General features: G+C 63.3%; 27 protein-coding genes. 20 read left to right on the top strand and 7 right to left on the bottom strand.

The window, feature by feature from the left end:
- The first annotated feature begins 229 nt into the window (after nt 1-229).
- Both GRI97_RS02170 and GRI97_RS02165 read left to right on the top strand, forming a co-directional pair.
- Nucleotides 230-1450: a transaldolase family protein gene (locus tag GRI97_RS02170; protein ID WP_161389489.1), complete on the top strand. Its 1221-nt coding sequence runs from the start codon at nt 230-232 to the stop codon at nt 1448-1450.
- Nucleotides 1451-1572: 122 nt separating this feature from the next.
- The gene (locus GRI97_RS02165; protein ID WP_161389488.1) at nt 1573-1731 is read left to right on the top strand and encodes a hypothetical protein; all 159 of its coding nucleotides are present in this window, start codon (nt 1573-1575) and stop codon (nt 1729-1731) included.
- Between the two features lie 140 nt (nt 1732-1871).
- Here the strand turns inward: GRI97_RS02165 and GRI97_RS02160 are convergent, their stop codons facing one another.
- The 3 genes from GRI97_RS02160 to GRI97_RS02150 all read right to left on the bottom strand — a co-directional run bounded on the left by GRI97_RS02160 (nt 1872) and on the right by GRI97_RS02150 (nt 4631).
- Complete coding sequence (locus tag GRI97_RS02160; protein WP_161389487.1) at nt 1872-2741, bottom strand: amidohydrolase family protein; 870 nt, start codon at nt 2739-2741, stop codon at nt 1872-1874.
- Nucleotides 2742-2830: 89 nt separating this feature from the next.
- Nucleotides 2831-3895: a 4-oxalomesaconate tautomerase gene (locus GRI97_RS02155; RefSeq protein WP_161389486.1), complete on the bottom strand. Its 1065-nt coding sequence runs from the start codon at nt 3893-3895 to the stop codon at nt 2831-2833.
- A 61-nt stretch (nt 3896-3956) separates the two neighbouring features.
- Complete coding sequence (locus GRI97_RS02150) at nt 3957-4631, bottom strand: 4-carboxy-4-hydroxy-2-oxoadipate aldolase/oxaloacetate decarboxylase (protein ID WP_161389485.1); 675 nt, start codon at nt 4629-4631, stop codon at nt 3957-3959.
- 217 nt (nt 4632-4848) lie between these two features.
- Here GRI97_RS02150 and GRI97_RS02145 point away from each other — a divergent pair, with 217 nt between their 5' ends.
- The 8 genes from GRI97_RS02145 to GRI97_RS02110 all read left to right on the top strand — a co-directional run bounded on the left by GRI97_RS02145 (nt 4849) and on the right by GRI97_RS02110 (nt 11491).
- Nucleotides 4849-5736: an NAD(P)-dependent oxidoreductase gene (locus GRI97_RS02145; protein WP_161389484.1), complete on the top strand. Its 888-nt coding sequence runs from the start codon at nt 4849-4851 to the stop codon at nt 5734-5736.
- A gap of 3 nt (nt 5737-5739) precedes the next feature.
- The gene (locus GRI97_RS02140) at nt 5740-6765 is read left to right on the top strand and encodes an amidohydrolase family protein (RefSeq protein WP_161389483.1); all 1026 of its coding nucleotides are present in this window, start codon (nt 5740-5742) and stop codon (nt 6763-6765) included.
- Nucleotides 6762-7076, top strand: a complete 315-nt coding sequence (locus tag GRI97_RS02135; RefSeq protein WP_161389482.1) for a DUF2218 domain-containing protein — start codon at nt 6762-6764, stop codon at nt 7074-7076. Before GRI97_RS02140 ends, GRI97_RS02135 begins: the two co-directional genes overlap by 4 nt.
- The gene (ligA, locus tag GRI97_RS02130; RefSeq protein ID WP_161389481.1) at nt 7073-7489 is read left to right on the top strand and encodes a protocatechuate 4,5-dioxygenase subunit alpha; all 417 of its coding nucleotides are present in this window, start codon (nt 7073-7075) and stop codon (nt 7487-7489) included. The genes GRI97_RS02135 and ligA overlap by 4 nt, the downstream gene beginning before the upstream one ends.
- 1 nt (nt 7490) lies before the next feature.
- On the top strand, nt 7491-8381 hold the full coding sequence (locus GRI97_RS02125) for a class III extradiol dioxygenase subunit beta (RefSeq protein ID WP_161389480.1): 891 nt from the start codon (nt 7491-7493) through the stop codon (nt 8379-8381).
- Between the two features lie 184 nt (nt 8382-8565).
- A complete protein-coding gene (locus GRI97_RS02120; protein WP_161389479.1) occupies nt 8566-9522 on the top strand; it encodes a Gfo/Idh/MocA family oxidoreductase in 957 nt (318 codons plus the stop codon).
- A gap of 173 nt (nt 9523-9695) precedes the next feature.
- The gene (locus GRI97_RS02115) at nt 9696-10691 is read left to right on the top strand and encodes an aldo/keto reductase (protein WP_161389478.1); all 996 of its coding nucleotides are present in this window, start codon (nt 9696-9698) and stop codon (nt 10689-10691) included.
- A complete protein-coding gene (locus tag GRI97_RS02110) occupies nt 10688-11491 on the top strand; it encodes a CmcJ/NvfI family oxidoreductase (RefSeq protein ID WP_161389477.1) in 804 nt (267 codons plus the stop codon). The genes GRI97_RS02115 and GRI97_RS02110 overlap by 4 nt, the downstream gene beginning before the upstream one ends.
- A gap of 107 nt (nt 11492-11598) precedes the next feature.
- Here GRI97_RS02110 and GRI97_RS02105 read toward each other — a convergent pair whose 3' ends face one another.
- From GRI97_RS02105 to GRI97_RS02095, 3 genes are all read right to left on the bottom strand, one after another.
- Entirely contained in the window at nt 11599-12039 is a 441-nt protein-coding gene (locus GRI97_RS02105) for a DUF4168 domain-containing protein (RefSeq protein WP_161389476.1), read from the bottom strand.
- Nucleotides 12040-12289: 250 nt separating this feature from the next.
- Nucleotides 12290-13237 (bottom strand): dienelactone hydrolase family protein, encoded by a 948-nt coding sequence (locus GRI97_RS02100; protein WP_328598483.1) that lies wholly within the window; start codon nt 13235-13237, stop codon nt 12290-12292.
- Between the two features lie 26 nt (nt 13238-13263).
- The gene (locus GRI97_RS02095) at nt 13264-14193 is read right to left on the bottom strand and encodes an SDR family oxidoreductase (protein ID WP_161389475.1); all 930 of its coding nucleotides are present in this window, start codon (nt 14191-14193) and stop codon (nt 13264-13266) included.
- A gap of 72 nt (nt 14194-14265) precedes the next feature.
- Between GRI97_RS02095 and GRI97_RS02090 the strand changes: the two genes are divergently transcribed.
- The 3 genes from GRI97_RS02090 to GRI97_RS02080 all read left to right on the top strand — a co-directional run bounded on the left by GRI97_RS02090 (nt 14266) and on the right by GRI97_RS02080 (nt 18804).
- Entirely contained in the window at nt 14266-14958 is a 693-nt protein-coding gene (locus GRI97_RS02090; protein WP_161389474.1) for a nuclear transport factor 2 family protein, read from the top strand.
- 114 nt (nt 14959-15072) lie between these two features.
- On the top strand, nt 15073-16218 hold the full coding sequence (locus GRI97_RS02085) for an amidohydrolase family protein (protein WP_161389473.1): 1146 nt from the start codon (nt 15073-15075) through the stop codon (nt 16216-16218).
- A 180-nt stretch (nt 16219-16398) separates the two neighbouring features.
- Nucleotides 16399-18804, top strand: a complete 2406-nt coding sequence (locus tag GRI97_RS02080) for a TonB-dependent receptor (protein WP_161389472.1) — start codon at nt 16399-16401, stop codon at nt 18802-18804.
- Nucleotides 18805-18873: 69 nt separating this feature from the next.
- Here the strand turns inward: GRI97_RS02080 and GRI97_RS02075 are convergent, their stop codons facing one another.
- A complete protein-coding gene (locus GRI97_RS02075; protein WP_161389471.1) occupies nt 18874-19983 on the bottom strand; it encodes a 5-methyltetrahydropteroyltriglutamate--homocysteine S-methyltransferase in 1110 nt (369 codons plus the stop codon).
- Nucleotides 19984-20205: 222 nt separating this feature from the next.
- On the opposite strand from GRI97_RS02075, the gene GRI97_RS02070 reads away from it, so the two are divergent.
- From GRI97_RS02070 to GRI97_RS02040, 7 genes are all read left to right on the top strand, one after another.
- The gene (locus GRI97_RS02070) at nt 20206-21078 is read left to right on the top strand and encodes an amidohydrolase family protein (RefSeq protein WP_328598482.1); all 873 of its coding nucleotides are present in this window, start codon (nt 20206-20208) and stop codon (nt 21076-21078) included.
- Between the two features lie 171 nt (nt 21079-21249).
- Nucleotides 21250-21996 carry an SDR family NAD(P)-dependent oxidoreductase gene (locus tag GRI97_RS02065; protein WP_161389470.1) on the top strand — a complete coding sequence of 249 codons (747 nt, stop codon included), beginning with the start codon at nt 21250-21252 and terminating at the stop codon, nt 21994-21996.
- A 50-nt stretch (nt 21997-22046) separates the two neighbouring features.
- Nucleotides 22047-22820 (top strand): glutathione S-transferase family protein, encoded by a 774-nt coding sequence (locus GRI97_RS02060; protein WP_161389469.1) that lies wholly within the window; start codon nt 22047-22049, stop codon nt 22818-22820.
- 2 nt (nt 22821-22822) lie between these two features.
- Nucleotides 22823-23227 (top strand): VOC family protein, encoded by a 405-nt coding sequence (locus GRI97_RS02055; protein ID WP_161389468.1) that lies wholly within the window; start codon nt 22823-22825, stop codon nt 23225-23227.
- Between the two features lie 24 nt (nt 23228-23251).
- A complete protein-coding gene (locus tag GRI97_RS02050) occupies nt 23252-24265 on the top strand; it encodes a zinc-dependent alcohol dehydrogenase family protein (RefSeq protein WP_161389467.1) in 1014 nt (337 codons plus the stop codon).
- Between the two features lie 77 nt (nt 24266-24342).
- Nucleotides 24343-25605, top strand: a complete 1263-nt coding sequence (locus GRI97_RS02045) for an MFS transporter (protein WP_161389466.1) — start codon at nt 24343-24345, stop codon at nt 25603-25605.
- A 4-nt stretch (nt 25606-25609) separates the two neighbouring features.
- Nucleotides 25610-26509, top strand: a complete 900-nt coding sequence (locus tag GRI97_RS02040) for a TauD/TfdA dioxygenase family protein (RefSeq protein ID WP_161389465.1) — start codon at nt 25610-25612, stop codon at nt 26507-26509.
- Nucleotides 26510-26512: the final 3 nt, after the last annotated feature.

Genomic DNA, 26512 nt, shown 5'->3' with positions numbered 1-26512 from the left:
CATTTCAGGGGAAATTTCGCCGTAATTCGACAATCAGTCCAATTGTGACTTTATCAAAGTGGTGATGATGGAGGGCAATATCGCACCTTTGGATGGCGTGAGGGCAAATTTGCGATGACCGGCAAATTGACCCCGCGCCGCCATGGTGCGAAAGGGCGGCAAAACAGAATCCGCAAACCCAGGACTGGCCCAATCGCGGGTCATCTCAGCACAGCTCCCGGAGGGGCATATGTCAGACCAAGTGATCGAAAAATCCCACGTGATCGAAGCGCTCGCCGCGACCAATCCCGAAGGCGAAATCTGGTGGGACAGCAGCCCGCTGATCTTCCCGAGCTGGCGTACCGAAACCCTGGCCAAGGCACCCGCCGGTCTAGAAAGCGACTGGGCAGCCCAGATCGACTGGATGTACAATGAAAAGACCATCGCCGAAAACGGCACGATGGGCTTTGGCGGCGTGACCACCAACCCGCCGCTGTCGCTGCAGGCGATCAGGCTGGACCCGCAGGGCTGGACCAAGCGGATCAAGGAAATCGCCGCCGCCGACACCGCGCTGGATGTCGAAGGCGTGTATTGGGCCGCCTATCTGGATCTGGTCCGTCAGGGCGCAGAAGCGATCCGTCCGGTCTATGACAAGTCGAACGGCCGCTTCGGCTATCTGTCCGGCCAGGTCGATCCGCGCTTCGTGACCGATGGCGAAAAGATGCTGGCCCAGGGCCTGACCATCGCCGCACAGGGCGAAAACGTCATGGTCAAGATCCCGGGCAGCAAGGAAGGCTATGAGGTCATCGAAGAGCTGACCGCTCTCGGCATCAGCACCAACAACACCACCAGCTTCACCGTGCCGCAGTACATGCGCTGCATGGCAGCAGTGACGGCCGGCCTGCAGCGCGCCCGCGCGAATGGCGTGGATCTGAGCCGCTGGCGTTCGGTCATCACCCACATGTCCAGCCGCCTGGGCCAACTGAGCGATTGGACCAATGAAGCCAAGCTGCGCGGCATCGAGCTGACGCTGCCGGAAATCCGGGATGGCGAAGAAGCCGTGCTGAAGCGCGCATACCACTGGGGCAAGGACAACAACCACCCGTCCAAGATGCTGCAGTGCTCCATGCGCGTCGAAAAGGATGACCGCACCGGCCAGATGGTCAGCCGCCACGTGCAGGACTTCGCCGGCAGCGACATGGTCTACACCTGCCCGCCGAGCTACATCGCGCAGCTGATGGAAAACGTCGACGCGCTGGGCCCGTTCGATGCCAATGCCATCAACCGCGAACCCAACAAGGCGAGCCTGGAAAAGCTGCTGAAGCTGCCCAGCTTCCGCCAGGCCTATGAATTCGAAGGCATGAAGCCGGTCGAATTCTCCCGCTTCGGCGCCTTCAAGGCGACGGAAACGGAGTTCGCTGCTGCCACCCGCCAGACGGTCGACTTCGTCCGTTCGGTGGTCGAAGGCTGATTGCAACGGGCGGCTGCCCAGGCGGCCGCCCGATCGATCAAGTCCGACAGGACGCACGGCCCGCCGTGCCCGCGACGATTTCGTTCGGGCACCGGCGGGCTTTGCTTTAGACCGCTCAGTCCATGCGCGGTATTCTCGACATATTTATCCAGATCATCCTGGCGCTGACCGGGGCGGTGGCGACGGCGCTGGCGTCTGTGGCGGGGGCGGCGCTGGTGCTGGCGGGGGTCGGTTTCGGGATCAGCGTGCTGTGGCGCGGATGGCGCGGACGGCAGGATTGAGGCACGCCCCACCTGCGCAGGAGCGCGCCCTGCCTGCGCAGGAGCGCGCCCTGCCTGCGCATTTCCACGCGCTGCCTGCGCATGGGCACGAAAAACGGGGCGAACCGCTGGCCGCCCCGTCATCGTGATGTCACCGCCGGTCAGTCAGCCCAGTAGAGCCGTTCCGGATTGTCGATGAGCAGCTTGCGCTGCAGTTCTTCGGTCGGGGCGATCCGGGGGATCATGTCGACCAGGTGACCATCGTCGGGAATATTGTCCTGCATGTTGGGGTGCGGCCAATCGGTGCCCCAGATGCAGCGATCGGGATAGTCGGCCACCAGCGGGGCGACCGCGGCGGCGAAATCGTTCCACGGGTCGCCACCGGCATCCAGACGATCGGGGCAGGTCGGTTTGAAGTAGATGTCATCCCGGCTGTCGAGCAGCGCGCGGAAGGCCTTCATGTCCGGACCGTCAGGGCCCTGCGAGACATCGGGGCGGCCCATGTGGTCGATCACCAGCGGCACGGGGATCGCGGCCATGAAGGGCAGCAGTTCTTCCAGAATGTCCGCCTCGAAATAGATCACCACATGCCAGCCGGCGGGCAGGCGACGGCTGACTTCGAGGAACTTGTCCTTCGGCGCATCATCGACCAGCCGCTTGAGGAAGTTGAAGCGGATGCCGCGCATGCCGCCATCATGCAGCGCCTGCAGTTCTTCATCGGAAATGGCCGGATCGACCACGGCCACGCCGCGCGCCTTGCCACCCGATTTGGCGATGGCGTCCAGCGTCGCCGAATTGTCGGTGCCGTGGCAGCTGGCCTGAACGATGACATTCTTGGCAAAACCGAGATGATCGCGCAGCGCGAACAGCTTGTCCGGGCCGGCATCTTCGGGAAGATATTTCGCCTTCGCGCTGAAGGGGAATTGCGCCATCGGGCCGAACACATGGCAATGGGCGTCCACGGCGCCGGCCGGCGGGGTGTAGCTGGGCTTGGAGGGGCTGGAATGCCAGCTGGTGATGCGATCGGACATGATGCTCTCCCTGGTAAAGCGCGCGCCAGCTGGGCACCGGCACAGGCGCGCTGAAAACCGGGGCCGGCGGACCGGCCCCGTCATGAAAATCAGACGAAGACGACCCCGTCCATCAGCTTGCGCGCGGTGCGCAGCAGGGCCGCGCTGGCGACCTGGCCATCATCGCCCAGTTGCAGCACGCAGGTCATTTCCCCGGTGGGATGTTCGACGCTGAGCGTCTTGCGCTGGCCATCGGGAATGCTGGCGACATCGGCCGCCGGTGACCCTTCGGTCAGGCAGGCCGTGGCCACGGTCACCGCCGCGAGCACGCCGATGGTGGCATGGGCACGATGCGGGATGAAGCTGCGCACGCAGACCGCGCCGCCATCCTGGGGCGGGGCGACGAGCATCATCTTGGGGACGCTTTTTTCCTTCACATCGCCCAGGTTCATCAGCGGACCGGCGGCGAGGCGGATCGCCTCTATCTTCGTGCGCAGGCCGGCGAAGGCATCGGATTCGAGCTCTTCACGGGTTTCATAGCCGGTCGCGCCGACATCTTCGGCCTTGAACACGATGCAGGGCATGCCGTTGTCGATCAGCGTGCAGGCCACGCCCTCGATCGTGTCTACCGCATTGCCGGTGGGCAGCAGCGCGCCGCAGGACGACCCGGCCGTATCGCGGAATTCCAGCGGCACCGGCGCATGGGTGCCGGGCACGCCGTCGATCCGTGCGTTGCCAGCATAATTGACCACCCCGCCCGGGGTTTCGACCGTGGCGACCGCAGCCTGGCCGGTGTTGTCCATATAGATGGAGACCAGCGTTTCATCGCCGGTCGGCTGCACCAGCCCGCGCTCGATCGCGAAGGGGCCGATGCCGGCCAGGATATTGCCGCAGTTCTGCGCATCGGTGACGATCGCCTGATCGACGAAGACCTGCAGGAACAGGTAATCGACATCGATCCCGTCGCGTTCGGATTTCTTCACCACCGCGACCTTGCTGGTCAGCGGATCGGCACCGCCCATGCCATCGATCTGGCGCGGATCGGGACTGCCCATGACGCGTAGCAGGAAGGCATCGCGTTCGGCGGTATCGGCGGGCAGATCGGTGGCGAGGAAATAGCCGCCTTTCGATGTGCCGCCCCGCATCCACATCACCGGTGCAGAGGTCTGAACCATCAATTCCATCCTTTTCCCAAAGAAACGCCGCCGCGATCACGCGGCGGCGGAATGGATCAGATCAGATCCACTTGAGGCCCATGTCGACCAGCTTCTGACGAAAGCCATACATGTCGAGCCCGAGTTCGCCGGAGGCCAGGCGTTCGCGCTTGCTGCCTTCATTGGCTTCACGGGCGCGTGCCTTCTCCAGAACCTTTTCCGCGTCTTCGCGGCGGACGACGCAGACGCCGTCATCATCGGCCACGATCACATCGCCCGGATTGATATAGGCGCCGGCGCAGACGACCGGCACGTTGACGCTGCCGAGCGAGGCCTTGATCGTGCCCTGCGCGAACACGCGCTTGGCCCAGACGGGGAAGTTCATTTCGGTCAGATCGCGCACGTCGCGGATGCCGGCGTCGATGATCAGGCCCTTGACCCCGCGCGCCTGCGCCGAGGTGGCGAGCAGATCGCCGAAATAGCCGTCTTCGCAGGGGCTGGTGGGCGCGATCAGCAGGATGTCGCCGGCCTGGCACTGTTCGATGGCGGCATGGACCATGTAATTGTCGCCCGGGGGGACGGAAATGGTGACCGCCGAGGCGCCGATGCGCGCACCGGAATAGATCGGGCGCATATAGCTGGCGAGCAGGCCGGTGCGATCCTGCGATTCATGCACCGTGGCAACGCCGCAGGCACCCAGCCCCTCAACAACTTCCTTGTCCGCACGCTGAATATTCTGGACGACGACACCGGTCATGTATCCGACTCCCTTTTGCTGGATGCTCGGGAGCCCGGTGGACCGGGGGCACTGCATCCGTCAAGGGTCTGACAGGAATTGTGGCCTTGCCACAGACGGTTCCGCCCACTTGCCGGAGCGGCTGCGCCAACTTGCCGGAGGGGCTGGGCCAACTTGCCAGAACGGCTGCGCCAACTTGTAAGTAACACATACATTCGGTAAGCGTCGCGCCAAGAGGATGTCAGAACAGATCCCCCCCTTTACCGCCCCCCGCGTGGCGCTGATCGGCTTCGGCGAGGCCGGATCCACCTTTGCCGCCGCCGGGCAGTGGAATGGCCATGCACGCGGCTGGGACATTGCCCCTGCGCGGCGCGCGCTGATGGCCGGTCTGGCTGTGGTTCCGGGTGAGGATGCCGCCGCCGCGCTGACGGATGCGGACATCGTGCTGTCGCTGGTGACCGCCGATTCCGCCATTCCGGTGGCGCGCGATTACGCTGCGATGCTGCCCGCCGGAACACTGTGGTGCGACATGAATTCGGTCGCGCCCGATACCAAGCGCGAAGCCGCCGCCATTCTGGCCGCAGCCGGCGCGCGTTATGTCGATGTGGCGGTGATGGCGCCGGTCGATCCGGCAGGGCTGAATGTGCCGCTGCTGATCGCCGGGCCGGATGCCATCGAGGCCGAACGGCTCATCAAGGCACTGGGTTTTGCCCGCACGCGCGTGGTCGGCGACGAAATCGGCCGTGCCAGCGCGATCAAGATGATCCGGTCGGTGATGGTCAAGGGTCTGGAAGCGCTGACCGCCGAGATGGTGCTGGGCGCCACCCGCGCCGGCGTGCTGGACGAGGTTCTGGCATCGCTAGATGCCAGCGAGAAGCAGATCGGCTGGGCCGAGCGGGCCGATTACAATCTGGACCGCATGCTGCACCATGGGCTGCGCCGCGCGGCGGAAATGCACGAATCCGCCAATACGCTGCAAGGCCTTGGAATTTCACCGATGATGACCGAAAATACGGTCAACTGGCAGCAGGCCCTGGGAGATCTTGGCGTTTCGCCGGTTCCCGACGGCCTGCAGGCGAAACTGGATATCATTACCCGGTCACCGGGCTTCAAGGGAGAGATCTGAAGCATGTCGCTGATTATCGATTGCCACGGCCATTACACGGTTCTGCCCAAGGGGCATGACGCCTGGCGTGAAGAGCAGAAGGCCGCCTTCAAGGCCGGCACCACGCCGCCGCCCTATCCCGAAATCAGCGATGCCGAGATTCGCCAGACGATCGAAGACAACCAGCTGCGCCTGATCAAGGAACGGGGCGCGGATCTGACGATCTTTTCCCCCCGCGCATCGGCCATGGCGCCGCATTTCGGTGACGAGGCCGTGGCCAAGGAATGGGCCACCCGCTGCAACGATCTGATCGCGCGGGTTGTCGCCATGTTCCCGGAAACCTTCGTCGGCGTGTGCATGCTGCCGCAGAGCCCGAAGGCGGACATGAGCAATTCGATTGCCGAGCTGGAACGCTGCGTCAACGAGCTGGGCTTCATCGGCTGCAATCTGAACCCCGATCCGGGCGGCGGGCACTTCACCCATCCGCCGCTGACCGACAAATACTGGTACCCGTTCTACGAAAAGATGGTGGAACTGGACGTGCCGGCGATGATCCATGTGTCGGGTAGCTGCAACCCGGCGATGCATGCGACCGGCGGCTATTACATCGCGGCCGACACGGTGGCCTTCATGCAATTGCTGGAAGGCGATCTGTTCAAGGATTTCCCGACGCTGCGCTTCATCATTCCGCATGGCGGCGGCGCGGTTCCCTATCACTGGGGGCGGTATCGCGGCCTGGCCGACATGCTGAAAAAGCCGGCGCTCGACACCCATCTGATGAACAACATCTTCTTCGACACCTGCGTCTATCACCAGCCCGGCGTGAACCTGCTGGCCGATGTGATCGACAACAAGAACATCCTGTTCGGCAGTGAAATGGTGGGCGCGGTGCGCGGGATCGACCCGACCACCGGCCAGTATTTCGATGACACCAAGCGGTATGTCGATGCGCTGGACATCACCGACGAGGAACGCCACGCGATCTTCGAAGGCAATGTCCGCAAAGTGTTCCCCCGCCTGGACGCCAAGCTGAAAGACCGGGGATTGTGAACGCCGCGGAAACCGCCTCCACCGCCACCGGCTTCGCACCCTGCGAAAAGCCGGAGCGTTACATCCAGCAGCTGGTGAAGCACTGGAGCCACAAGATGGCGACCAGCTGGCTGGATGATGCGGCGATGGGCGTGTTTCCGTTTTCGGAGCTCGAGAATGCGGTGATGACCGCCCGCCCGGGCGGCATCGCCATCACCCTGACCACCGGCGATCTGGCCCGCAACGAAGAGCTGCGCGGCGTGATCGAACGCCATATCGACCGCTTCGCGTTTCGCGAGGCGCCGCTGACTTACGAATGGAAAAACCAATGAGCGACAAGAAGAGGATCGACATCCACGAATACCTCGCCGAATTCGAGGATATTCCCGGAACGCGCGTGTTCACTGCCAAGCGTGCCCGCCAGGGTTACAATGTGAACCAGTTCGCGATGAGCCTGATGAAGGCGGAAAACCGCGAACGCTTCCTGGCGGATGAGCAGGCCTATCTGGACGAATGGCCGCTGACCGATGCCGCGAAGAAGGCCATCATCGCCCGCGATTACAACGCGATGATCGATGAAGGCGGCAATATCTATTTCCTGTCGAAGCTGTTTTCGACCGACAAGAAGAGCTTCCAGTTCGCCGCCGGTTCGATGACCGGCATGACGCAGGAAGAATATGCACAGATGATGCTCGACGGCGGCCGTTCGCCCGAAGGTGTCCGTTCGATCAAGGGAGGCTTCTGAGATGGCCCGGATTACCGCTGGTATCACGTCCAGCCACATTCCCGCGCTGGGCGCGGCGATGCAGACCGGCACCGCCGGCAATGATTACTGGGGCCCGGTGTTCACCGGCTATGGCCCGATCAAGGAATGGAACGCGAAGCCGGACAACACCCCGGATGTCGTGATCCTGGTCTATAATGACCACGCATCGGCCTTCGACATGAACATCATCCCGACCTTCGCCATCGGTTGCGCCGAAAGCTTCAAGCCGGCCGACGAAGGATGGGGCCCGCGCCCCGTGCCCGACGTGATCGGCCACCCGGATCTGGCCTGGCATATCGCCCAGAGCCTGATCCTGGACGAATTCGACATGACGATCATGAATTCCATGGACGTCGACCATGGCTGCACCGTGCCGCTGTCCATGATCTTCGGCGAACCCGAAGCCTGGCCGTGCCGCGTGATCCCGCTGGCCGTGAATGTCGTCACCTATCCGCCGCCGTCGGGCAACCGCTGCTATTCGCTGGGCGAATCGATCCGCGCCGCCGTGGAAAGCTTCCCCGAAGATCTGAATGTGCAGGTCTGGGGCACGGGCGGCATGAGCCACCAGTTGCAGGGCCCGCGCGCCGGCCTGATCAACAAGGAATTCGATCTGGCCTTCATCGAAGACCTGATCAACGATCCCGAAAAGGTCCGCCACAAGCCGCATATCGAATATCTGCGCGAAGCCGGTTCGGAAGGCATCGAGCTGGTCATGTGGCTGATCATGCGGGGCGCGCTGGGCGAAAAGGTGGAAGAACTCTATCGCTTCTACCACATCCCGGCATCCAACACCGCGCTGGGCGCCCTGATCCTGCAGCCCGAAGGCATTGGCGCTGCGCCGCCTTCGGTACGCTCCACGGTCGACGCCTGATTTCCTGTCCCCCTGCCCTGGATCATCCGGGGCGGGGAACATGTCATGGGGCCTGCCGCGGCGGGCCCCTTCGTTCAACAGCCCGCCGCAGCGGGCTGGCAACCGAACCAGAACCCATTCCCGTGCGCTTGCAGACCGCCAGTTGCGCCTGCATGCGCAGAGCATAACAGCAGAGGAAATCTTCATGCGTATTGCCCTTGTCGGTGCCGGCGCCTTTGGCGAAAAGCACCTCGATGGTCTGAAGAATGTCGATGGGGTGGAAATCACCTCCGTCATTTCCCGCCGCGCCGAACAGGCCGCGCAAGTCGCCGCAAAGTATGGCGCCAAGCATTCGGGCACGGAATTGTCCGAAGCGCTGGAGCGTGACGATGTCGACGCGGTGATCCTGTGCACCCCGACCCAGATGCACGCCGAACAGGCGATCGCCTGCATGAATGCCGGCAAGCATGTGCAGGTGGAAATCCCCCTGTCCGACAGCTGGGAAGATGCGCAGGCCGTGGTGGCCAAGCAGCAGGAAACCGGGCTGGTCTGCATGGTGGGCCATACCCGCCGCTTCAACCCGAGCCACCAGTATGTGCACAACAAGATCGCGGCCGGCGAACTGAACATCCAGCAGATGGACGTGCAGACCTATTTCTTCCGCCGCACCAACATCAATGCCAAGGGCGAAGCCCGCAGCTGGACCGACCACCTGCTGTGGCACCACGCCGCGCACACGATCGATCTGTTCGCCTATCAGGCCGGCAAGATCGTGACCGCCAATGTGGTGCAGGGCCCCAAGCATCCGGTGCTGGGCATCGCCATGGACATGTCGATCCAGCTGAAATCCGAAACAGGCGCGATCTGCACCCTGTCGCTGTCGTTCAACAATGACGGCCCGCTGGGCACGTTCTTCCGCTATATCGGCGATACGGCGACCTATATCGCCCGTTACGACGATCTGGTCACCGGCAAGGAAGAGGTGATCGACGTGTCGAAGGTGGCGGTTTCCACCAATGGCATCGAATTGCAGGACCGCGAATTCGTGGCTGCGATCCGCGAAGGGCGCGAACCCAACAGCTCGATCGCCAGCGTGCTCGATTGCTATCGCGTGATCGGCGAACTGGCCGCCAGCCTGGAAGCCCAGGACGGCTGGTCCTGATCTGACACATGGCCGGCGCATCCGTGATGCGCCGGCCATTTCCCTTCGGGGAACAACCCGACGCCCGACACGGGCGAGCCAATTCAAAAGGGGCAGGCGATCCGGGCGCCAGAGTTGCAGCGCCCGTGCCTGCCTGACCATCCGCAACAGCGGATCTTTGCAGGAGCAAGCGCATGACGACCCGCACCATCGCCGGAAAACAGCTGCACCCCGTGGGCCTGGGCTGCATGAATATCTCCTGGGCCTATGGCACCCCGCCCGCGCATGAGGATTGCGTGGCGCTGCTCAACCACGCGCTGGATCTGGGCTACAACCATCTCGACACCGCGCGCATCTATGGCGCGGGCAAGAACGAGGCGCTGATCGGTGAAGCGCTGAAGGGCCGCCGCGACGAGTTTTTCCTGGCGTCCAAGACCGGCATCGTGGTCGACGGGCCCAAGCGCGGGATCGATTGCAGCCCGGAACAGATCACCGCCGCGATCGAGCAGAGCCTGCAACTGCTCGGCACCGATCATATCGAACTCTATTACATGCACCGGTTCGACCCCAAGGTGCCGATCGCCGATTCGGTGGGCGCCTTCACCCGCGCGATCGAGGCCGGCAAGATCAGCGCCTATGGCGTATCGGAATGGTCGAGCGCGCATATCCGCGAAGCCCATGCCGCCCATCCGGTGGGCGCGGTGCAGACCGAATATTCGCCCTGGACCCGCAATGTCGAACTGGGCGTGCTGGAAACCACGCGCGAACTGGGCATTCCTTTGGTGGCCTTCAGCCCGGTGGCGCGCGGTGCGCTGGGCGGGGAATTCAAGGATCCCGCCACGCTGGAAGAAAAGGATCTGCGCCGCAACATGCCGCGCTTCAGCGCCGAAAACTGGCCCAAGAACCTGGTCCAGATCGAAAAGTTCGATGCGCTGGCAGCCCGGGCCGGCATCACCCCTGCCCAGCTGTCACTGGCCTGGGTGCTGTCACGCGGGGAGCATCTGCATGTGATCCCGGGCACCACCAGCCTTCGCCATCTGGAAGACAATTTCAACGCCGGCAATTTGGTGGTGGATGCGGCGGTGCTTGACGAAGCGGGTGCGCTGATCAACCATCAGACCATAACCGGCCACCGTTATCACGACGCGATCAGGCCGACGATCGACACGGAGGAGTTTGAAACGGCATGACCACAGTGCGCGCGCCCATCGCCTATGTCGCAGATACAGGGGAAAGGCCGCGCTATTATGCCAATGCGCATGAGAAGGACACGATCGTGCTGGCGCCGGTGGACATGACCATCACCGATATGCGCGGGCACGATCTGTCGCTGGATCGCGAAGGCTGTCTGCTGACGAGCGCGCCGAGCGCGGTGGCGGACTGGGCCGATCAGGATCAGATCGCCCGGATCCACCTGCCCGAACTCGACAGCCTGCTGAAACGGATCACGGGCTGCGATGTCACGTCGATCACCCCGCGCGGCATCCTGCGGTTTTCGGAACGCAGCGGGAAGACCGGCAGCAGCGACAATTCGCATCCTGCCCGGTTTGCCCATGTCGATGTGTCGCCCGAAACCGGCGCCCGGTTCCGCGCGCAATCCGCCCCGCAGGATCGGCCGGTGATCCGCAGCGCGCAGTACAATGTCTGGCGCGCGATCAGCGGCGCGCCGCAGGATGTGCCGCTGGCGCTGTGCGACTGGCGCAGCATCGCGGGGCAGGAACTGATCAAGGCCGATGCGATTTTCGACCCTCCGGGCGGCGCGCCTGAATTCAGTTTCGAAGGCTATGTGGTGGCACATGATCCGGGCCATCGCTGGATCTGGTTCAGCAACATGACCCCGGACGAGGTGATCGTGTTCAAGACCAGCGACAGCGATAGCAGCGCGGCGCAATGCATTCCGCATGTGGCGTTTGATTCGCCGATCGTGCCCGATGATGCCCCGCCCCGCGTCAGCATCGAGATGCGCGCCAATTGTTACTGGCTGGGCTGAGCCGCCCCCCCCCCCCGGACGACGCACAACAAAGCACGATGCAAAACAAACGCCCCCGCAGATTGCTCTGCGAGGGCGTTCCGGCGTGAGCCTGGGAACTGTTCAGCTTAGCTCGGCTGGGTCGACTGTGCGGTCGAGACGGCGGCCTGAACCTTGCTCTGGATATCCGGATTGGTCTGGGTTGCCTGACCGATCGCGTTGAAGGTCTGCGGGTCCAGACCCACTTCGTTCACGATGGCTACCATCTTGGCCTGCTTGCCGGCATCATCCAGCGTGGCGTCGCCGCTGACTTCCTGAATCTTCACCAGCGCGCTGGCATAGCTCTGGATCTGATCCTCGGTGAAGGTTGCCGCAGCCGGATCAGCCGGAGCTGCAGTTGCCGGTGCTGCTGCATCGGTTGCCGTGTCTGCAGCGGCATCAGTTGCGGTATCGGCCGGAGCGGCGGCATCGGTTGCCGTGTCAGCCGGCGGCGGCGCAGCATCCTGCGCGCTGACCGAAGCAGCACTGAACATCAGACCCGAAGCGATAAGAAAAGCGACCTTTTTCATGACATTTCTCCTTGGGATTTGTCATTACAAAGATCCAAATAGGGATTGGTGCCGCAATTGTGGCGAAAATCCGGCGAGATGACATGATTCAGGGACAGGTTGATTTATAGATTTGCCCTGTACACAGCCGCATCTCATGCGAGAAACATAGCGCAAATCGCCATCAAGTCACGGAATCTGCAGTATTTGCAAAAGTAACGGGGCGGAGCCAAAAGGCCCCGCCCCGGATTTCTGGTGAGAGACGCCGAGATCAGAGCGCTTCAGAATAAACAGCCAGCATCCGGCCCCAGGCACGATCGGCCTGCACCTGATCGTAAACCGGGGAATCCAGCACGCACCAGCCGTGATCGGCCGGATAGACCTCCACCTCCGCCTTGCGCCCGGCCTGCTGCGCGGCAGCGCGCAGTGCATCCTTTTCGGTCGGGGCGCGGGCATCGTCGTTCTTGGCGATGGCGATCAGATAGCTGGCCTGGGTGTTCTTGAGCAGGTTGATCGGCGCATCGGCCGCATCCCCGACCAACCCGCCGCCATGGAAAGATGCCGCCGCCTTCACACGGGTGGGAACGGCGGCCGCCGTCCACACGGTGTAGGGACCGCCCATGCAATAGCCCTGGTTGCCGATACCCTTGGCGGTATCCACTGCGCCCTGGGTGTCGAGCCAGGCGACCACGGCCCTGGCCGTATCCTGCACGCCCTTGGCATCGTTCTTCGCGCGCCAGGGGCCGACCTTCTCCATGCCGCCCTGCGCGCGCCAATCGTCGAAATCGGCGAACTGCGGCGCCGGCTGATCGCGATAATAGGGATTGACCACCAGCACGGCATAGCCGGAACCTGCCAGCCGGCGGGCCATCACCTTAAAGGCATCGCGCAGGCCGGCGATGTCCGGCCAGATGATGATCGCGGGGTGCTTGCCGCTGCCCGGATGGACGAAAAACGCATCCATCGTGCCGCCCGGGGCCGGGAAGCTGACATTCTTTTCGCTGAGCCCGCCGGCCGCAGCCGCATTGCCGCCTTCGATCGGAGCGCAGGCCGCGAGCCCCGCCGCCATGCCCATCGCGCCGAATTGACGCCGGTTGAAGCCCTTACCGGTCGGCTTCATTTCCGCCAGATGATCGATATCACACATGTTCGCCTCCACTGCTCTTCCCGTTGCGGGGGATAGCACGGCAAGGCCGGCCGTCCACCGCAGCTTCGACATGCTGCCTGCGACAGGCAGGCCTGAAATCAGGTGAGATCGTCCAGTTCGATCACCAGGCCCTGTTCCGCCGCCTTCATGGCCTCGCGGCGCAGCTGTTCGATCCGCAGCCGTCCTTCGGGGGCATCTTCCTGCGGCAGGGCGGCCATGGTCCTTTCATGGATTTCCTCAAAATCCGGGCCGTGTTCGGGGTGGGTCAGGATAAGCCCGTCCTGCGCGGTCATGCCGGCCAGGATCTTGCTGCCGACCTCATAGGGATCCATCCCTTCCTCGAACGCGGTGCCGAATTGTTCGAGCTGTGCCTGGCTGGTTTCGGGGAAACCGCTGTTGCCGATGCCGTCCGGGCGCTTGAGCGCGCTGGTCCAGGCATTGGTGCGGGTCAGCGCCGGGCAGCACAGCGAACAGCCGATGCCATGCGGGGCGAGATTGTAGCGCAGGCTTTCCGTAAGCCCGCGCACGGCGAATTTGCTGGCGGTGTAGATGCCCGCCTGCGGCCCCGGCAGGAAGGCGGCCATGCTGGCGACATTGACGACATGGCGGCGGCCCTGGCTGGCCTTGAGATGCGGCAGGAACGACACCAGCCCATTGACCACGCCGCCGAAATTGACGCCCATGATCCAGTCGTAATCGGCATAGCTCGCCTCGTCCGTGGGGCCGAACACCGACACGCCGGCATTGTTCACCAGCACATGCACTTCGCCGAAATGATCGACCACCTGCTGCGCGGCGGCGGCAAAGCCATCGCGATCGGTAACATCCAGCTTGATGAAGAGCGGCTGTTCATAACCCTTGCCCGCAAACCATTGGGCCGTGCGGGCCTTGTCATCTTCATTACGGTAGCTGAGCGCCAGCCGCATGCCCGCGTCGGCGAAGGCCTGCGCGACACCCAGGCCGATGCCGGTGACCGCGCCGGTCACGAAGGCGACACGCCCCTGCCATGGGCCGGTTTGATTGCTCATGTCTGAATTTCCTCTCGCCAAAATAGTCTCGTTCGTTAGGGTTGCTGCCAAAGATTACAGGGAGAGTCGAGTATGAGTGATCTGGAAAGCCGTCTGGCCGCGCTGGAACATCGCGTGGGTGAAATGGAAGATATCAATGCCATTCGCCGCCTGCATTGGGCCTATGGATACTATATCGATTTCAACCGCCCCGACGACGTGGCCAATCTGTTTTCCGACGACGGCGTGGTGGTGTTCCTGTCCGGCGAATATGTCGGCCATGCCGGCGTAAAGCGGCTGTATGGCGACTGGATCGCCGGGCGTTTCACCGGTGGCAAGCCGGGCCCGGTCAACGGCCTGCTGCTCGACCATTTCCAGATGCAGGACATCATCACCGTCGCGCCCGACCGGCAGACCGCCAAGGGCCGTTTCCGCGGCCTCCTGTTCGGTGGCTGGCACGATGATTTCCAGGACACCCGCGAAGAGATCATGCCGCAGCAGTTCATGGAAGCCGGCATCTACGAAAATGACTACATCCGTGAAGACGGCGTGTGGAAGATCCAGCGGCTGGATTACAAGATGCAGTGGCAGGGCGATTACGAGCAGGGTTGGGCCCATACCACCAGCCATCTGCAGCCGGCCGCCAAGCTCTATCCCGAAGATCCGGTCGGCCCCGACCGCCTGCTGCCGGCGGAAGAATATCGCCAGACCTGGCCCTATCGCCACGATGTGCCGATGCACTTTGCCCATCCCAAGTTCGGCGCCCTGCTCGCCGGGCAGGAATAGCGGATCGCAAGGCGCGCTGTCCCCGGACAGCGCGCCTTTTTTCTGATGATTGTCCGACCGCAGGCTGAGGCCGGCCACGAGAAGCTGCGCCCGCCTGGCGGACAATTGATGTGAATGTTGGGAGAAGGAATGGGCACGATGGAAGATGGCAGCGAGAAGGGCCTGAAAGGTCATTTCAAGGAAGATTTCAGCCAGCGGACGCGGATCGGCCTGGCCCCGCGCGCCGGGCATGTGAACCGCGACACGCCCTACAAGCGGATCGCCACCGAAGAGGCCTGGACCTTCCCCGCGCTGGTGAAAGCGCAGGTGGACTATCTGAACAGCGGCGAGGCGCCGCATGACGATTCGCTGAAGATGGCCGGCATGTTCGCCAATATGCCCAGCCTGCAGGACATGCTGCAGGATCTGGGCGATCTGCGGCTGGCGCATATGGATGAAATGGGCATCGACCGGCAGTTGCTGCTGCTGACCGCGCCCGGTGTGCAGGTGGTCCGCCCCGGCGAAGGCACCCCGCTGGCGCGCGAGGCCAATGACATTGCTGCCGATGCCTGCGCCCGCCACCCCGACCGCTTTTCCGCGCTGGCCGCCTTCGACCCGCGCGATGTGGCCGGATCGGTGCGCGAGATCGAGCGCGCGATCGGGACGCTGGGGCTGAACGGCGCGGTGCTCAATTCGCACTGGCAGGGCCATTATATCGACGAGCAGGATTATTGGCCGATCCTGGAAGCGATCGAGGCGATGGACGGGGCGTTGTATATTCACCCGACCGCGCCCTTCAACGGGCAGCATTATGAAACGCGCGGCTTCTTCGGCGCGCTGGGCGGGTTTCCGCATGATGTGTGGCTGCACACCATGGGGCTGATTTTTTCCGGCGCGTTCGACCGGTTCCCCAAGCTGCGGCTGGTGATCGGCCATCTGGGTGAATGCCTGCCACTCCATCTCTATCGCTTCGACTGGATGCAGGGGAACGCCGACAATCGCGCGGGATTGCGCGGCGGGCAGCCGCCGGTGAAGCTGAAGCATCCGGTCAGCTATTATTTCCAGAACAACATCTGGATCACCACCAGCGGTTGCGGGTGGGAGCCGGCGATCAAGTTCTGCATGGAGGTGCTGGGCCCGGATCGCGTGCTCTATGCAATGGATTACCCCTATCAGCAGAGCAGCGATGAGGTGGCATCTTACGATCGGATGGCAATCAGCCCGGCGCACAAGAAATTGCTGATGGAAGACAATGCGCGCAAGGTTTTCCGCCTGAAATAATAATATTTTAGAACTATTGGACCGGTCACATGTCGCCAAATGGCAACACATGACCGGTTCTAACAGTTGTTACGATAAATTCGACGTCCTCTGCATTGCGTTTTTGCGCGCGACAGGCACAGTTTCCCTTCAACGGCTCAAGAAAAGAAGCCGTGAGGTTTGGGATCAGGAGGAAGTCTGATGCGTGTTTTGCGCCCTGGGTTCGTGCGTCCATTTCTCACCGCCGGCGTATCGCTCGGCACGCTGGCGCTGGCGGCCCCGCTCGCCGCGCAGGAAGCGCCGGCTGAGCCGGTAGCAGCAGAGGCCGAGGCAGAGCGCCCCAGCAACGAAATCATCGTGACGGCACAGTTTCGCGAACAGCGGCTGCAGGATACGCCGATCGCCATCACGGCGGTGAATTCCGAAATGCTGACCGCGCGCAGCCAGACCGATATCTCGCAAATCACCGCCCAGGCGCCGAATGTGTCGCTCAAGCCGCAGGGCGCGGCCTTCGGCCCCTCGCTCGCGGCGTCGATTCGCGGCGTCGGCCAGGCCGATTTCAACCCGGCGCTGGAACCGGGCGTGGGCCTTTACGTCGATGACGTCTATTATGCGACGCTGACCGGCGCGATCTTCGATCTGCTCGATCTCGAACGCGTCGAAGTGCTGCGCGGACCGCAGGGCACGCTGGCGGGCAAGAATTCCATCGGCGGCGCGGTGAAGCTCTATTCCCAGCGCCCCCAAGGCAACAACACCGGCAGCGTGGCCGCCGCCTATGGCAGCCGCAACCGCATCGACCTGCGCGCGAGCGCCGATTTCGGACTGACCGACAATCTGGCGGTGCGCATCGCCGGGGTGGCCAAGAAGCAGGAAGGCTATGTCGACCGGCTCGATTTCGGTTGCGTCAACCCGCCGGGGTCGGCGCTGAACCCGGCCGTCGGCGGGGTGCAGCCGCAGACCAGCGGCGATTGCCGCGTGGCCCGCGATGGCGAGGTGAATTACCAGGCCGGGCGCATCCAGCTGCGGTATCAGCCGACCAACACCATCGATATCAATCTGACCGGCGACTATTCGCACAGCGACAACACCAATGCCGCCGGCGTGCTGCTGCTGTCCAACAACAACAGCCCCAATATTCGCACGGATTCGCCGGCCGTGCCGCTGGACAACCGCTTCATCTGCGGCCGTTATTGCAATTACGCCTCCTACTTCTCGCCCGAGGGGACGTTTACCGGAGGCATCGCCGATGGCACGCCGATGGTACAGACGCGCGGCGATGGCCGGACCAAGCTCGACAATTGGGGCATTGCCGCGAACATCGATATCGATCTGACCGACGATCTGCAGTTCCAGTCCATCACCAGCTATCGCGATTACCGGCTGCAGTTCAACAATGACGACGATCTGTCGCCGCTGTCGCATTCCAACGGGTTCGGCGATCTGACCTATTGGGGCTTCACGCAGGAACTCCGGCTCAATGGCGCGATGCTGGACAACACGCTGAACTGGACGATCGGCGGGTTCTATCTGGATCAGCGGTCCGTCTATGCGACGTTCCAGGATCTGCGCTATGTGCCGGTCTATCCGCTCCAGTTCCAGGGCAATGACCCGGTCAATGCCGACACGATTGCCGCCTTCGCCAATGCGTCGTGGGAATTCATCGACGATCTGACCGTCAATGCCGGCATCCGCTACACCAAGGAACACAAGGATTACACCTTCGCCCGCCGCAATCGCGACGGCACGGTCAACCCGTTCCTGGGTGCGCTGGACGGGGAATCGGGCGCCTATGACGGGGATCGCGTCGATTATCGCCTGAACCTGCAATACCGCTGGAGCGAGGCGCTGATGACCTATGCGCAGGTTTCCACCGGCTTCAAGGGCGGCGGGATCAATCCGCGGCCGTTCAACCCGGCGCAGGTGCAATCCTTCGGGGCGGAAACGCTGACCGCCTATGAAGTGGGCTTCAAGAGCAATCTGTTCGACAATTCGGTCCGCCTGAACGGTGCGGCGTTCTTCTCCGACTACAAGGATATCCAGCTGTCGCTGAATTCCTGCCCGCAGTTCGGTGGCCCGGGCCCCTGCGCCCTGCCCGCCAATGCCGGCGACGCGCATATCAAGGGTTTCGAGCTGGAAACCACCATCGATCCGTTCGACAGCGGCCTGCTGATCGATGCGTCGGTCAGCTATCTCGATTTCCAGTATCAGGAGATCAACCCCGGCGCCGGTGGACCGACCGGCGTGCAGCTGTCGATGATTTCGCCCTATACCGCCGAATGGAAATGGGCGATCGGGGTGCAATATGAGGTGGATCTGGGCAATTCCGGATCGCTGACGCCGCGGTTTGATGCCAACTATCAGTCCGACACCTTCAGCAATGCCGTCAACGGGCCGAACAATCTGATCGATGGCTACACGCTGGCCAATGCGCGGCTGACCTGGCGCAATGCGGATGAGGATCTCAGTGTCTCGCTGGAGGTCACCAATCTGTTCAAGGAATACTACTTCCTGACCAATTTCGACCTGACCGGTGCGGGTGGCGGGATCGTGACCGGCCAGCCGGGCCGCCCGCGCGAATGGGCGCTGTCGGTGCGCAAGAACTTCTGACGGGAGGGCAACAGGGGAAAAGAAAAGGGCGGCCCCGACGGGCCGCCCTTTTTGGTTTTGGAGCGGCGATCAGCCCCAGACTTCTTCGGCAACCTCCACCGTCAGGCGGATCTTGGCGGCCTGCTGTTCGACGGAAATATCATTGCCATGCACCGTGCTGGCGAAGCCGCATTGCGGGCTGAGCGCCAGCTGTTCGATCGGGGCGAACTTGGCCGCTTCATCGATACGGCGCTTGATATCGTCCTTGGTTTCCAGTTCCCCCAGCTTGGTGGTGATGAGGCCCAGCACCACGGTCTTGCCCTTGGGCAGGAAGCGCAGCGGAGCGAAATCGCCCGAGCGGGGATCATCATATTCGAGGAAGAAGGCATCGATATCGAGTTCGTTGAACATGATTTCGGCGACCGGCTCATAGCCGCCTTCGGCCGCCCAGCTGCTGCGGAAATTGCCGCGGCACAGATGCACCGCCTTGATCATGTCGGCCGGGGCAGAGGCGAAGCTTTCATTGATCAGCTTGGCATATTGGCGCGGCGTATCGTCCGGATCGACGCCGCGTGCCAGCGCATCGGCGCGGTGGGTGTCGTCGCACAGATAGGCCAGATTGGTGTCATCCATCTGGATGTAGCGGCAACCGGCGGCGGCGAGACTGTCAACCTCATCCCGATAGGCGGCGGCGATATCGGCGTAGAACCCGTCCATGGTGGGATAGACGTCTTCGGGAATGCCGGCCCGCCCGGCGCGGAAGTGCAGCATGGTCGGGCTGGGGATCGCCACCTTGGCCGTCTGCTTGGTATGCGCGGCGAGGAAATCGTAATCGCGCAGCTGGATCGGCTTTTCATGTTCGACCTTGCCGACGACCACCATCTTGGGCGGGGCGAAATGAACATCCTTGCCGGTGTCGTTCTTGAACGCCTTGGCGATGCCGCCGTGTTCTTCCACCCCGGTCAGTTGGAGCAGGAAATCGGTATGGAAGAAATAGCGGCGGAATTCGCCATCGGTGATCGCCTTGAGGCCGAGGCCTTCCTGCCAGGTGGTCAGTTCGGCAATCGCGGCATCTTCGATGGCGCGCAGTTCTTCGGCGCTGATGCGCCCGGCGGCGCGGGCTTCACGGGCGTCGATGACGGATTTGGGGCGCAGGAAGGAACCGACATGGTCGGCACGGCTGGGCAGTTTGGTTGTCATGGAAATATCCTGTCTTAGCAAAAGCATAGCTCAAGCCAGGGTCATAACGCGGGCTCGCGCTCTTCTGACCGCTCAGGAATGACGCATCGCGCGGCATCGCGCAATATTGAAATCAGCAAGCTTGTGTCGGGATTGGGTGCCAGAGCGGCGTCGGTGGTGCTAGGGAGAGAAACCGCCACCGGAATGCCGGGGCTGACCGCGTCAATTTTCCAAGGACCGACCGTGCCTATCGACCTTTCCAAGATCCGCGCCATCGACGTTCACGTGCATGCCGAAATTTCCTGCCACGATCCCGAAGATCCGGTGATGGGCCAGTATTTCGATGCCGCCAGCGCTTATTTCAAGGCGCCGCGCGAACGGCCCAAGATGCCGGAAATCATCGAGCTGTATCGCGAAACGCAGATCGCGCTGGTGCTGTTCACCGTCGATTGCGAGAGCGGCATGGGCGCCAAGCGGGTGTCGAATTACGAAGTGGCCGAACAGGCGCTGAAGAATGACGACATCTGCATCGCCTTTGCCAGCATCGATCCGCACAAGGGCAAATATGGCGCCCGCGAAGCGCGCGACCTGATCGAAAACTATGGCGTGAAAGGCTTCAAGTTCCACGGCATCGCCCAGAACGCTCACCCGGCCGATCGCATGGCCTATCCGATCTATGAAGTGATCGCCGAATATGGCCTGCCGGCGATTTTCCACACCGGCCATTCGGGCATGGGCACCGGCATGCCGGGCGGCGGCGGGATGCGGCTGAAATATGGGCAGCCGATGCTGATCGACGATGTGGCGGTGGATTTCCCCGACATGAAGATCATCCTGGCGCATCCGAGCTGGCCCTGGGTTGATGAGAGCCTGTCCATGGCGCTGCACAAGAACAATGTGTTCATCGACCTGTCGGGCTGGAGCCCGAAATATTTCCCCAAGCAGGTGATCCAGTACGCCAACACCCAGCTGAAGCACAAAATGCTGTTCGGCAGCGATTTCCCGCTGATCCACCCGGACAAATGGATCGCCACGGCCAAGGAAGTCGGTTTCCGCGAAGAGGTGATGCCGGGCATTCTGAAGGACAATGCGGCCAAGCTGCTGGGCCTGACCTGAGCGCCTGATCGGGCGGCGGCAGCGCAATCTGCCGCCGCTATCCCACCGCCCCCCATGCAGGGCTTGCGACATCGGCAGCCGTGAGGCACCAATGCCGCGATCATGGTGCGGCCTGATGCGGGAACAGCCCGCACGGGCCCGCGCCGGAGCGGATGGGAAGAGGAACACAGCATGGATTTTGGCGGCCAGCATATTGTCGTGACCGGGGCATCGAGCGGCATCGGACTGGTGAGCGCCAAGATGCTGGCCCAGCGCGGCGCCGCCGTGACGCTGATCGCCCGCCGGTCCGATCCGCTGGAAGCCGCCAAGCAGGAACTGGGCGGGCGCACCGCCTGGGCCACGGCCGATGTGGGCGACAAAGCGCAGCTGGAAGCGGCGCTGGATGCTGCGGTAGAACAGAACGGCCCGATCCACGGGTTGTTCGCCAATGCCGGGCTGACCGGCGGCTTTACCCCGGCGGTCGATTTCCCGGCCGATGTTTTCGAAGAAACGATCCGCGTCAATCTGACCAGCGTGTTCTGGGCCATCCAGAAAGTGCTGCCCGGCATGATCGCGGCCAAGAAGGGCGTGATCCTGGTGACCGGGAGCATGGGCAGCAAGCGCGGCATGGCGATGAACCCGGCCTATGTCGCGTCCAAGCATGGGGTGCTGGGGCTGACCCGCGCGATCGCGGTGGAAATGGCCCCGCATGGCATCCGCGCCAATTGCATCCTGCCCGGCTTCATCCACACCGAAGCGCTGGACCGCATCCCTGCCGAACAGCAGGGCAAGATCGCCGCACGCGTGCCACAACGGCGCATGGGTTCATCGGAAGAACTGGCCGAAGTGGCCGCCTTCCTGCTGTCCGACGCGGCCAGCCATGTGACCGGGCAGGACTGGGCCGTGGATGGCGGCGTGTTGGAAAGCCTGGAGGTCTGACCCGCACGCGCCGACACACATAATCATACAATCGGGAACAGGATGATCGGATGGCTCTGAAATATTATCACGCCGAACCGCTGGCCAATTCGCTGAAATCGATGGCGCCGCTGAAGGAAAAGGGCCTCGATTACGAGAGCATCTATGTCGACCTGCACAAGTTCGAACAGCATTCCGACTGGTTCAAGGCGATCAATGCCGAAGGCCAGGTTCCGGTGCTGGACCATGATGGGGTGATCATTACCCACACCACGGTGATCAACGAATATCTGGAAGACGCCTTCCCCGATGCGCAGCCCGAATCTGGCCCGCTGCGCCCGCGCGACGCGGAAGGCGCGGCGCGGATGCGGTACTGGAACAAATTCGTCGACGAACATGTGATGAACCATGTGTCCATGCATGGCTGGCACCGGCTGGTGGGCGTGATCGCGCGCAATATCGACAATGGCGAATTCGAAAAGCTGATGGAGCATGTGCCCCTGCCCGACCAGCGCAAGAAATGGATGACCGCGCGATCCGGCTTTTCCGAGGCCGATCTGCAGAACGCATCCGACAAGATCGATTATGCGCTGGCCAAGGTGGAAGCCCAGCTGGGCGAGACCGCCTGGCTGGCCGGCAACAGCTACACCCTGGCCGACATCAATTTCTATTCCCACTGCGGGATGATGGTGGAACGGATGTTCCCGGACAAGGATGTGGCCGGCCTCTATCCGCGGCTGGTGGACTGGCGCGAGCGGGTGACAGCCCGCCCGGCGATGGCCGCCGCGCTGAGGAGCGAAGACCGCACCGCCCCCGGCCTGCGCACCTGGAGCGGGGACCGCTGAGGATGAAGCCCAAGATCAGCCTGGTCACGCTGGGGGTCGCCGATCTGGAACGGTCGCTGGCATTCTATCGTGAAGGGCTGGGGCTGCAGCCGCATGAATACGACCCCGACGCCGGGGTGGTGTTCTTCCCCATGGAAGGCAGCTGGCTGGCACTGTTCCCGCGTGAGGAACTGGCCAAGGATGCCGGTATCGGCGCAGCGGGCAGCGGTTTTTCGGGCATCACGCTGGCGCATAATGAGCCGGACAAGGCCGGCGTGGACGCGGTGTTCGCCCAGGCGGTGGCCGCCGGCGCCACGGTGATCAAGCCGGCGCAAGACGTGTTCTGGGGTGGATATTCCGGATATTTCGCCGATCCCGACGGACATGTGTGGGAAGTGGCCTGGAACCCGCTGACCGATCTGACCTGATTCCTTGCTGATTGACTGGAGAATATGACAATGCGCGCATGGCAACTGCCCGCCGGATCCGATGGTTTCGACACGCTGCAACTGGTGACGCTGCCCGATCCCGAACCCGGCCCCGGTGAAGTGCTGGTGCGTATCCGCGCCTGTTCGATCAATTATCGCGATTTCGCCGTGGCGGCAGGCAAATATTTCGGCGGAGCGCTGAAGAACCCGGCGGTGCCGCTGTCCGATGGTGCGGGCGAAGTGGTGGGCGTGGGCCCGGGCGTGACGGCGGTGAAAACCGGCGACCGGGTGCAGAGTTCGTTTTTCCCTTATTGGGTGGAAGGCCCGCCGCGCATGGGCCCGGCGCTGGGTGACGGCACAGCGCCCGGCATGCTGGCGGAACTGGTGGTGCTGCCCGAAAGCGGGGTGGTGCCGATCGCCCGTTCACTCGATTTCGCGCAGGCTGCGACCCTGCCCTGCGCCGGGGTGACGGCGTGGAACGCGCTGTATGAAGGGCCGCGCGCCCTGCTGCCCGGGATGCGGGTGCTGGTGCTGGGCAGCGGCGGCGTGTCGATGCTGGCGCTGCAGCTGGCCCGCGCGGGCGGCTGCGAGGTGGTGGCGACATCATCGAGCGACGAGAAGCTGGCGCGGATCGGCGATCTGGGTGCAGTCCATCTGATCAATTACCGCACCACCCCGGAATGGGGCCAGCATGTGGCCCATGCGCTGGGCGGCGTGGACAAGGTGATCGAGGTCGGCGGCGCCGGCACTGCCGAACAATCGATGGCGGCGCTGCGCAGCCAGGGCGAGGTGGCCTTCATCGGCGTGCTGTCCCCCGATGGCGGGCCCAACCCGCGCGCGTTGATGATGAGCGGCGGTTCGCTGCGCGGCATCTTCGTCGGATCGGCGGCCATGGCCCGACGGCTGAATGCGGCGATCGATGCCAATGGGATCGATCCGGAAATCGGCGCGCGCTTCGGCTTCGAGCAGGCAAAGGATGCCTATGCCCATGCCTGGGGCCCGGACAGTTTCGGCAAGACGGTGATCGAACTGGACTGACGCCAGCAGGATCCACCCGGTGCCCCGCATACGCAAAGCGATGGGGGCACCGGATGGCGGAGAGGGGATGAGAGGCGATGGACGTGACAGGAGGAAAGCCGCGCGCGCGCAGCGGCGGCTATGAAGTGAGTGTGCTGCTGCTGCTGACGCTGGCCAATGGCGTGGTGGCGTTCGACCGGCTGACGGTCGCCTATCTGTCCCCCTATATCGTGGCCGATCTGCAGCTGAGCAATCAGCAGCTGGGCCTGCTGGCGGCGGCATTGTCCGGCGCGATTGCGCTGTCGGCTTTCTTCGGCGGGCGGATTGCCGACCAGACCGGGCAGCGCAAGCTGATCCTGATCATCTGCACCGTACTGTTTTCCTTAGGGTCAGGCGCGGGCGGGCTGGCGATGAGTTTCGCGGTGCTGTTTGGCGCGCGGGCGATGCTGGGGCTGGCCGAAGGACCGATGGTGCCGATCAGCCAGGCAGTGATTGCACAAACCAGCGCGCCCGAACGGCGCGGGGTGGCGATGGGTTTCATGCAGATGGTCGGCGCCTTCGGCATTGCCGGCATTCTGGGGCCGATCGTGGCGACGCAGTTGGCGGAAGATTACGGCTGGCGCATGACCATGCTGCTGTCGATCGTGCCCGGCCTGCTGCTGGCGCTGGGCATTGCATTCGTCTTGAAGCGCGATGAGCCGCGCGCGGCCGTGCTGGCCGCAGCGGATGCCGAGAAGGGCGACCAAGGAAGTTTCATCGATGCAATCGGGCAATTGCTGACGATCAGCAACATGCGCGTGGCGCTGGCGGTGGCGGCGATGTTCACCGCCTGGCTGGTGCTGCAGAACACCTTCCTGGCGGTGTATCTGACCGATGTGAAGGGATTGAGCCCGCAGACTGCCGGATCGGTGATCGCCATGGGCGGGGTGGCCGGGATCGTGGGCGGGATCGGCCTGCCCTTCGTGTCGGACAGGATCGGGCGCAAGCCGGTGATGGTGGGGGCGGCGCTGGCCGGCATGGGATGCCCTATCGCGCTGCTGATGCTGCCGGGCGATCCGATACTGCTGGGCGCGGCCATCCTGCTCGGCTGGCTGCCGCTGGGCATCGCCCCACTCTATTGCGCGACCGTGCCAACCGAAAGCGTCAGCCCCGCGCTGGCCGCGACGGCCATTGGCCTGACCATGGGCACGGCCGAGTTCTTCGGCGGGGTGGTGCTGCCACCGTTGGCCGGCGCGCTGGCCGACGGGTTCGGGCTGCAAAGCGTGTTCCTGATCTGCATTGCGCTGGCCTTGGGCGCCGCAATGGTGGCAATGTTCCTGAAAGAAACCGCACCGCGGATCGCGGCGCAAGCGGAGCTGTAGTGATATGTGGGAAGTGCGTGTCAGCCCGAGCGGCGAATTCGCCAATCATCCGTTCGAAAGCCGGCATTTCGAGGTGCGCCCGCTGACCAATGCGCTGGGCGCAGAGGTGGCCGGCGTGCGCCTGCCCGATCTGTCGGACGAGGCGTTCGAGGATTTCAAGCGGGCGCTGTGGCATCACAAGATGATCTATCTGCGCGATCAGCATCTGACCCATGCCGAACATGAAGCCTTTGCCGCGCGGCTGGGCCCATTTGCCGTGGACGCCTATACCAAGGGCGTGGCCGGGCACCGCGATGTCCACCCGATCATCAAGGAAGCCGACAGCAAGGCGGCGGCGATCTTCGGCGGCGGGTGGCACACCGATAGCCCGTTCCTGGCCGAGCCGCCGAGCGTGACGTCTTTGCGGGCGGTGGAAATTCCGCCCTATGGCGGCGACACGGTGTGGACCAATTGCGCGCTGGCCTATCGCCATCTGAGCAAGACCTATCGCGATATGCTGCGCCCGCTGCGCGTGCATATGTCGGCCGCCAACAATTACGCCACGCAGGAAAAGCTGCTGGGCAAGGCGATCAGCTTTGCCGATCCCGAACGGTTCAAGGAAGGGATCACCGGGCATTATCACCCGCTGGTGCGGACCCACCCGGAAACCGGTGAGGAATCGCTCTATATCGATGAGAACTACGCCGTCGGGATCGAAGGGATGACCAGTTTCGAGGCCAAGCCGATCCTGGATTTCCTGGTGCAGCACATGACCCAGCACGGGTTCACCTGCCGGCTGCGCTGGGAAGAAGGCATGGTGGCGATGTGGGACAACCGCAGCGTGCTGCATCTGGGGCCCAATGATTACGACGGCCACCGGCGGGAAATGTACCGCACGACCACGGCGGGCGGGGTGCCGGAATAGGGC

Source organism: Croceibacterium xixiisoli (assembly GCF_009827305.1).
Classification (GTDB): domain Bacteria; phylum Pseudomonadota; class Alphaproteobacteria; order Sphingomonadales; family Sphingomonadaceae; genus Croceibacterium_C; species Croceibacterium_C xixiisoli.
This window is presented reverse-complemented; position numbering and strand designations above follow the sequence as displayed.

What these genes read in the sequence shown, in the direction of transcription:
- GRI97_RS02160 (WP_161389487.1), bottom strand. Translation starts at nt 2,741, where the DNA reads ATGTCCGATCGCATCACCAGCTGGCATTCCAGCCCCTCCAAGCCCAGC.
- GRI97_RS02100 (WP_328598483.1), bottom strand. Translation starts at nt 13,237, where the DNA reads ATGTCGAAGCTGCGGTGGACGGCCGGCCTTGCCGTGCTATCCCCCGCA.
- GRI97_RS02080 (WP_161389472.1), top strand. Translation starts at nt 16,399, where the DNA reads ATGCGTGTTTTGCGCCCTGGGTTCGTGCGTCCATTTCTCACCGCCGGC.
- GRI97_RS02060 (WP_161389469.1), top strand. Translation starts at nt 22,047, where the DNA reads ATGGCTCTGAAATATTATCACGCCGAACCGCTGGCCAATTCGCTGAAA.
- ligA (WP_161389481.1), top strand. Translation starts at nt 7,073, where the DNA reads ATGAGCGACAAGAAGAGGATCGACATCCACGAATACCTCGCCGAATTC.
- GRI97_RS02045 (WP_161389466.1), top strand. Translation starts at nt 24,343, where the DNA reads ATGGACGTGACAGGAGGAAAGCCGCGCGCGCGCAGCGGCGGCTATGAA.
- GRI97_RS02120 (WP_161389479.1), top strand. Translation starts at nt 8,566, where the DNA reads ATGCGTATTGCCCTTGTCGGTGCCGGCGCCTTTGGCGAAAAGCACCTC.
- GRI97_RS02040 (WP_161389465.1), top strand. Translation starts at nt 25,610, where the DNA reads ATGTGGGAAGTGCGTGTCAGCCCGAGCGGCGAATTCGCCAATCATCCG.
- GRI97_RS02095 (WP_161389475.1), bottom strand. Translation starts at nt 14,193, where the DNA reads ATGAGCAATCAAACCGGCCCATGGCAGGGGCGTGTCGCCTTCGTGACC.
- GRI97_RS02145 (WP_161389484.1), top strand. Translation starts at nt 4,849, where the DNA reads ATGTCAGAACAGATCCCCCCCTTTACCGCCCCCCGCGTGGCGCTGATC.
- GRI97_RS02105 (WP_161389476.1), bottom strand. Translation starts at nt 12,039, where the DNA reads ATGAAAAAGGTCGCTTTTCTTATCGCTTCGGGTCTGATGTTCAGTGCT.
- GRI97_RS02110 (WP_161389477.1), top strand. Translation starts at nt 10,688, where the DNA reads ATGACCACAGTGCGCGCGCCCATCGCCTATGTCGCAGATACAGGGGAA.
- GRI97_RS02075 (WP_161389471.1), bottom strand. Translation starts at nt 19,983, where the DNA reads ATGACAACCAAACTGCCCAGCCGTGCCGACCATGTCGGTTCCTTCCTG.
- GRI97_RS02050 (WP_161389467.1), top strand. Translation starts at nt 23,252, where the DNA reads ATGACAATGCGCGCATGGCAACTGCCCGCCGGATCCGATGGTTTCGAC.
- GRI97_RS02065 (WP_161389470.1), top strand. Translation starts at nt 21,250, where the DNA reads ATGGATTTTGGCGGCCAGCATATTGTCGTGACCGGGGCATCGAGCGGC.
- GRI97_RS02140 (WP_161389483.1), top strand. Translation starts at nt 5,740, where the DNA reads ATGTCGCTGATTATCGATTGCCACGGCCATTACACGGTTCTGCCCAAG.
- GRI97_RS02085 (WP_161389473.1), top strand. Translation starts at nt 15,073, where the DNA reads ATGTTGGGAGAAGGAATGGGCACGATGGAAGATGGCAGCGAGAAGGGC.
- GRI97_RS02165 (WP_161389488.1), top strand. Translation starts at nt 1,573, where the DNA reads ATGCGCGGTATTCTCGACATATTTATCCAGATCATCCTGGCGCTGACC.
- GRI97_RS02055 (WP_161389468.1), top strand. Translation starts at nt 22,823, where the DNA reads ATGAAGCCCAAGATCAGCCTGGTCACGCTGGGGGTCGCCGATCTGGAA.
- GRI97_RS02125 (WP_161389480.1), top strand. Translation starts at nt 7,491, where the DNA reads ATGGCCCGGATTACCGCTGGTATCACGTCCAGCCACATTCCCGCGCTG.
- GRI97_RS02155 (WP_161389486.1), bottom strand. Translation starts at nt 3,895, where the DNA reads ATGGTTCAGACCTCTGCACCGGTGATGTGGATGCGGGGCGGCACATCG.
- GRI97_RS02150 (WP_161389485.1), bottom strand. Translation starts at nt 4,631, where the DNA reads ATGACCGGTGTCGTCGTCCAGAATATTCAGCGTGCGGACAAGGAAGTT.
- GRI97_RS02090 (WP_161389474.1), top strand. Translation starts at nt 14,266, where the DNA reads ATGAGTGATCTGGAAAGCCGTCTGGCCGCGCTGGAACATCGCGTGGGT.
- GRI97_RS02170 (WP_161389489.1), top strand. Translation starts at nt 230, where the DNA reads ATGTCAGACCAAGTGATCGAAAAATCCCACGTGATCGAAGCGCTCGCC.
- GRI97_RS02115 (WP_161389478.1), top strand. Translation starts at nt 9,696, where the DNA reads ATGACGACCCGCACCATCGCCGGAAAACAGCTGCACCCCGTGGGCCTG.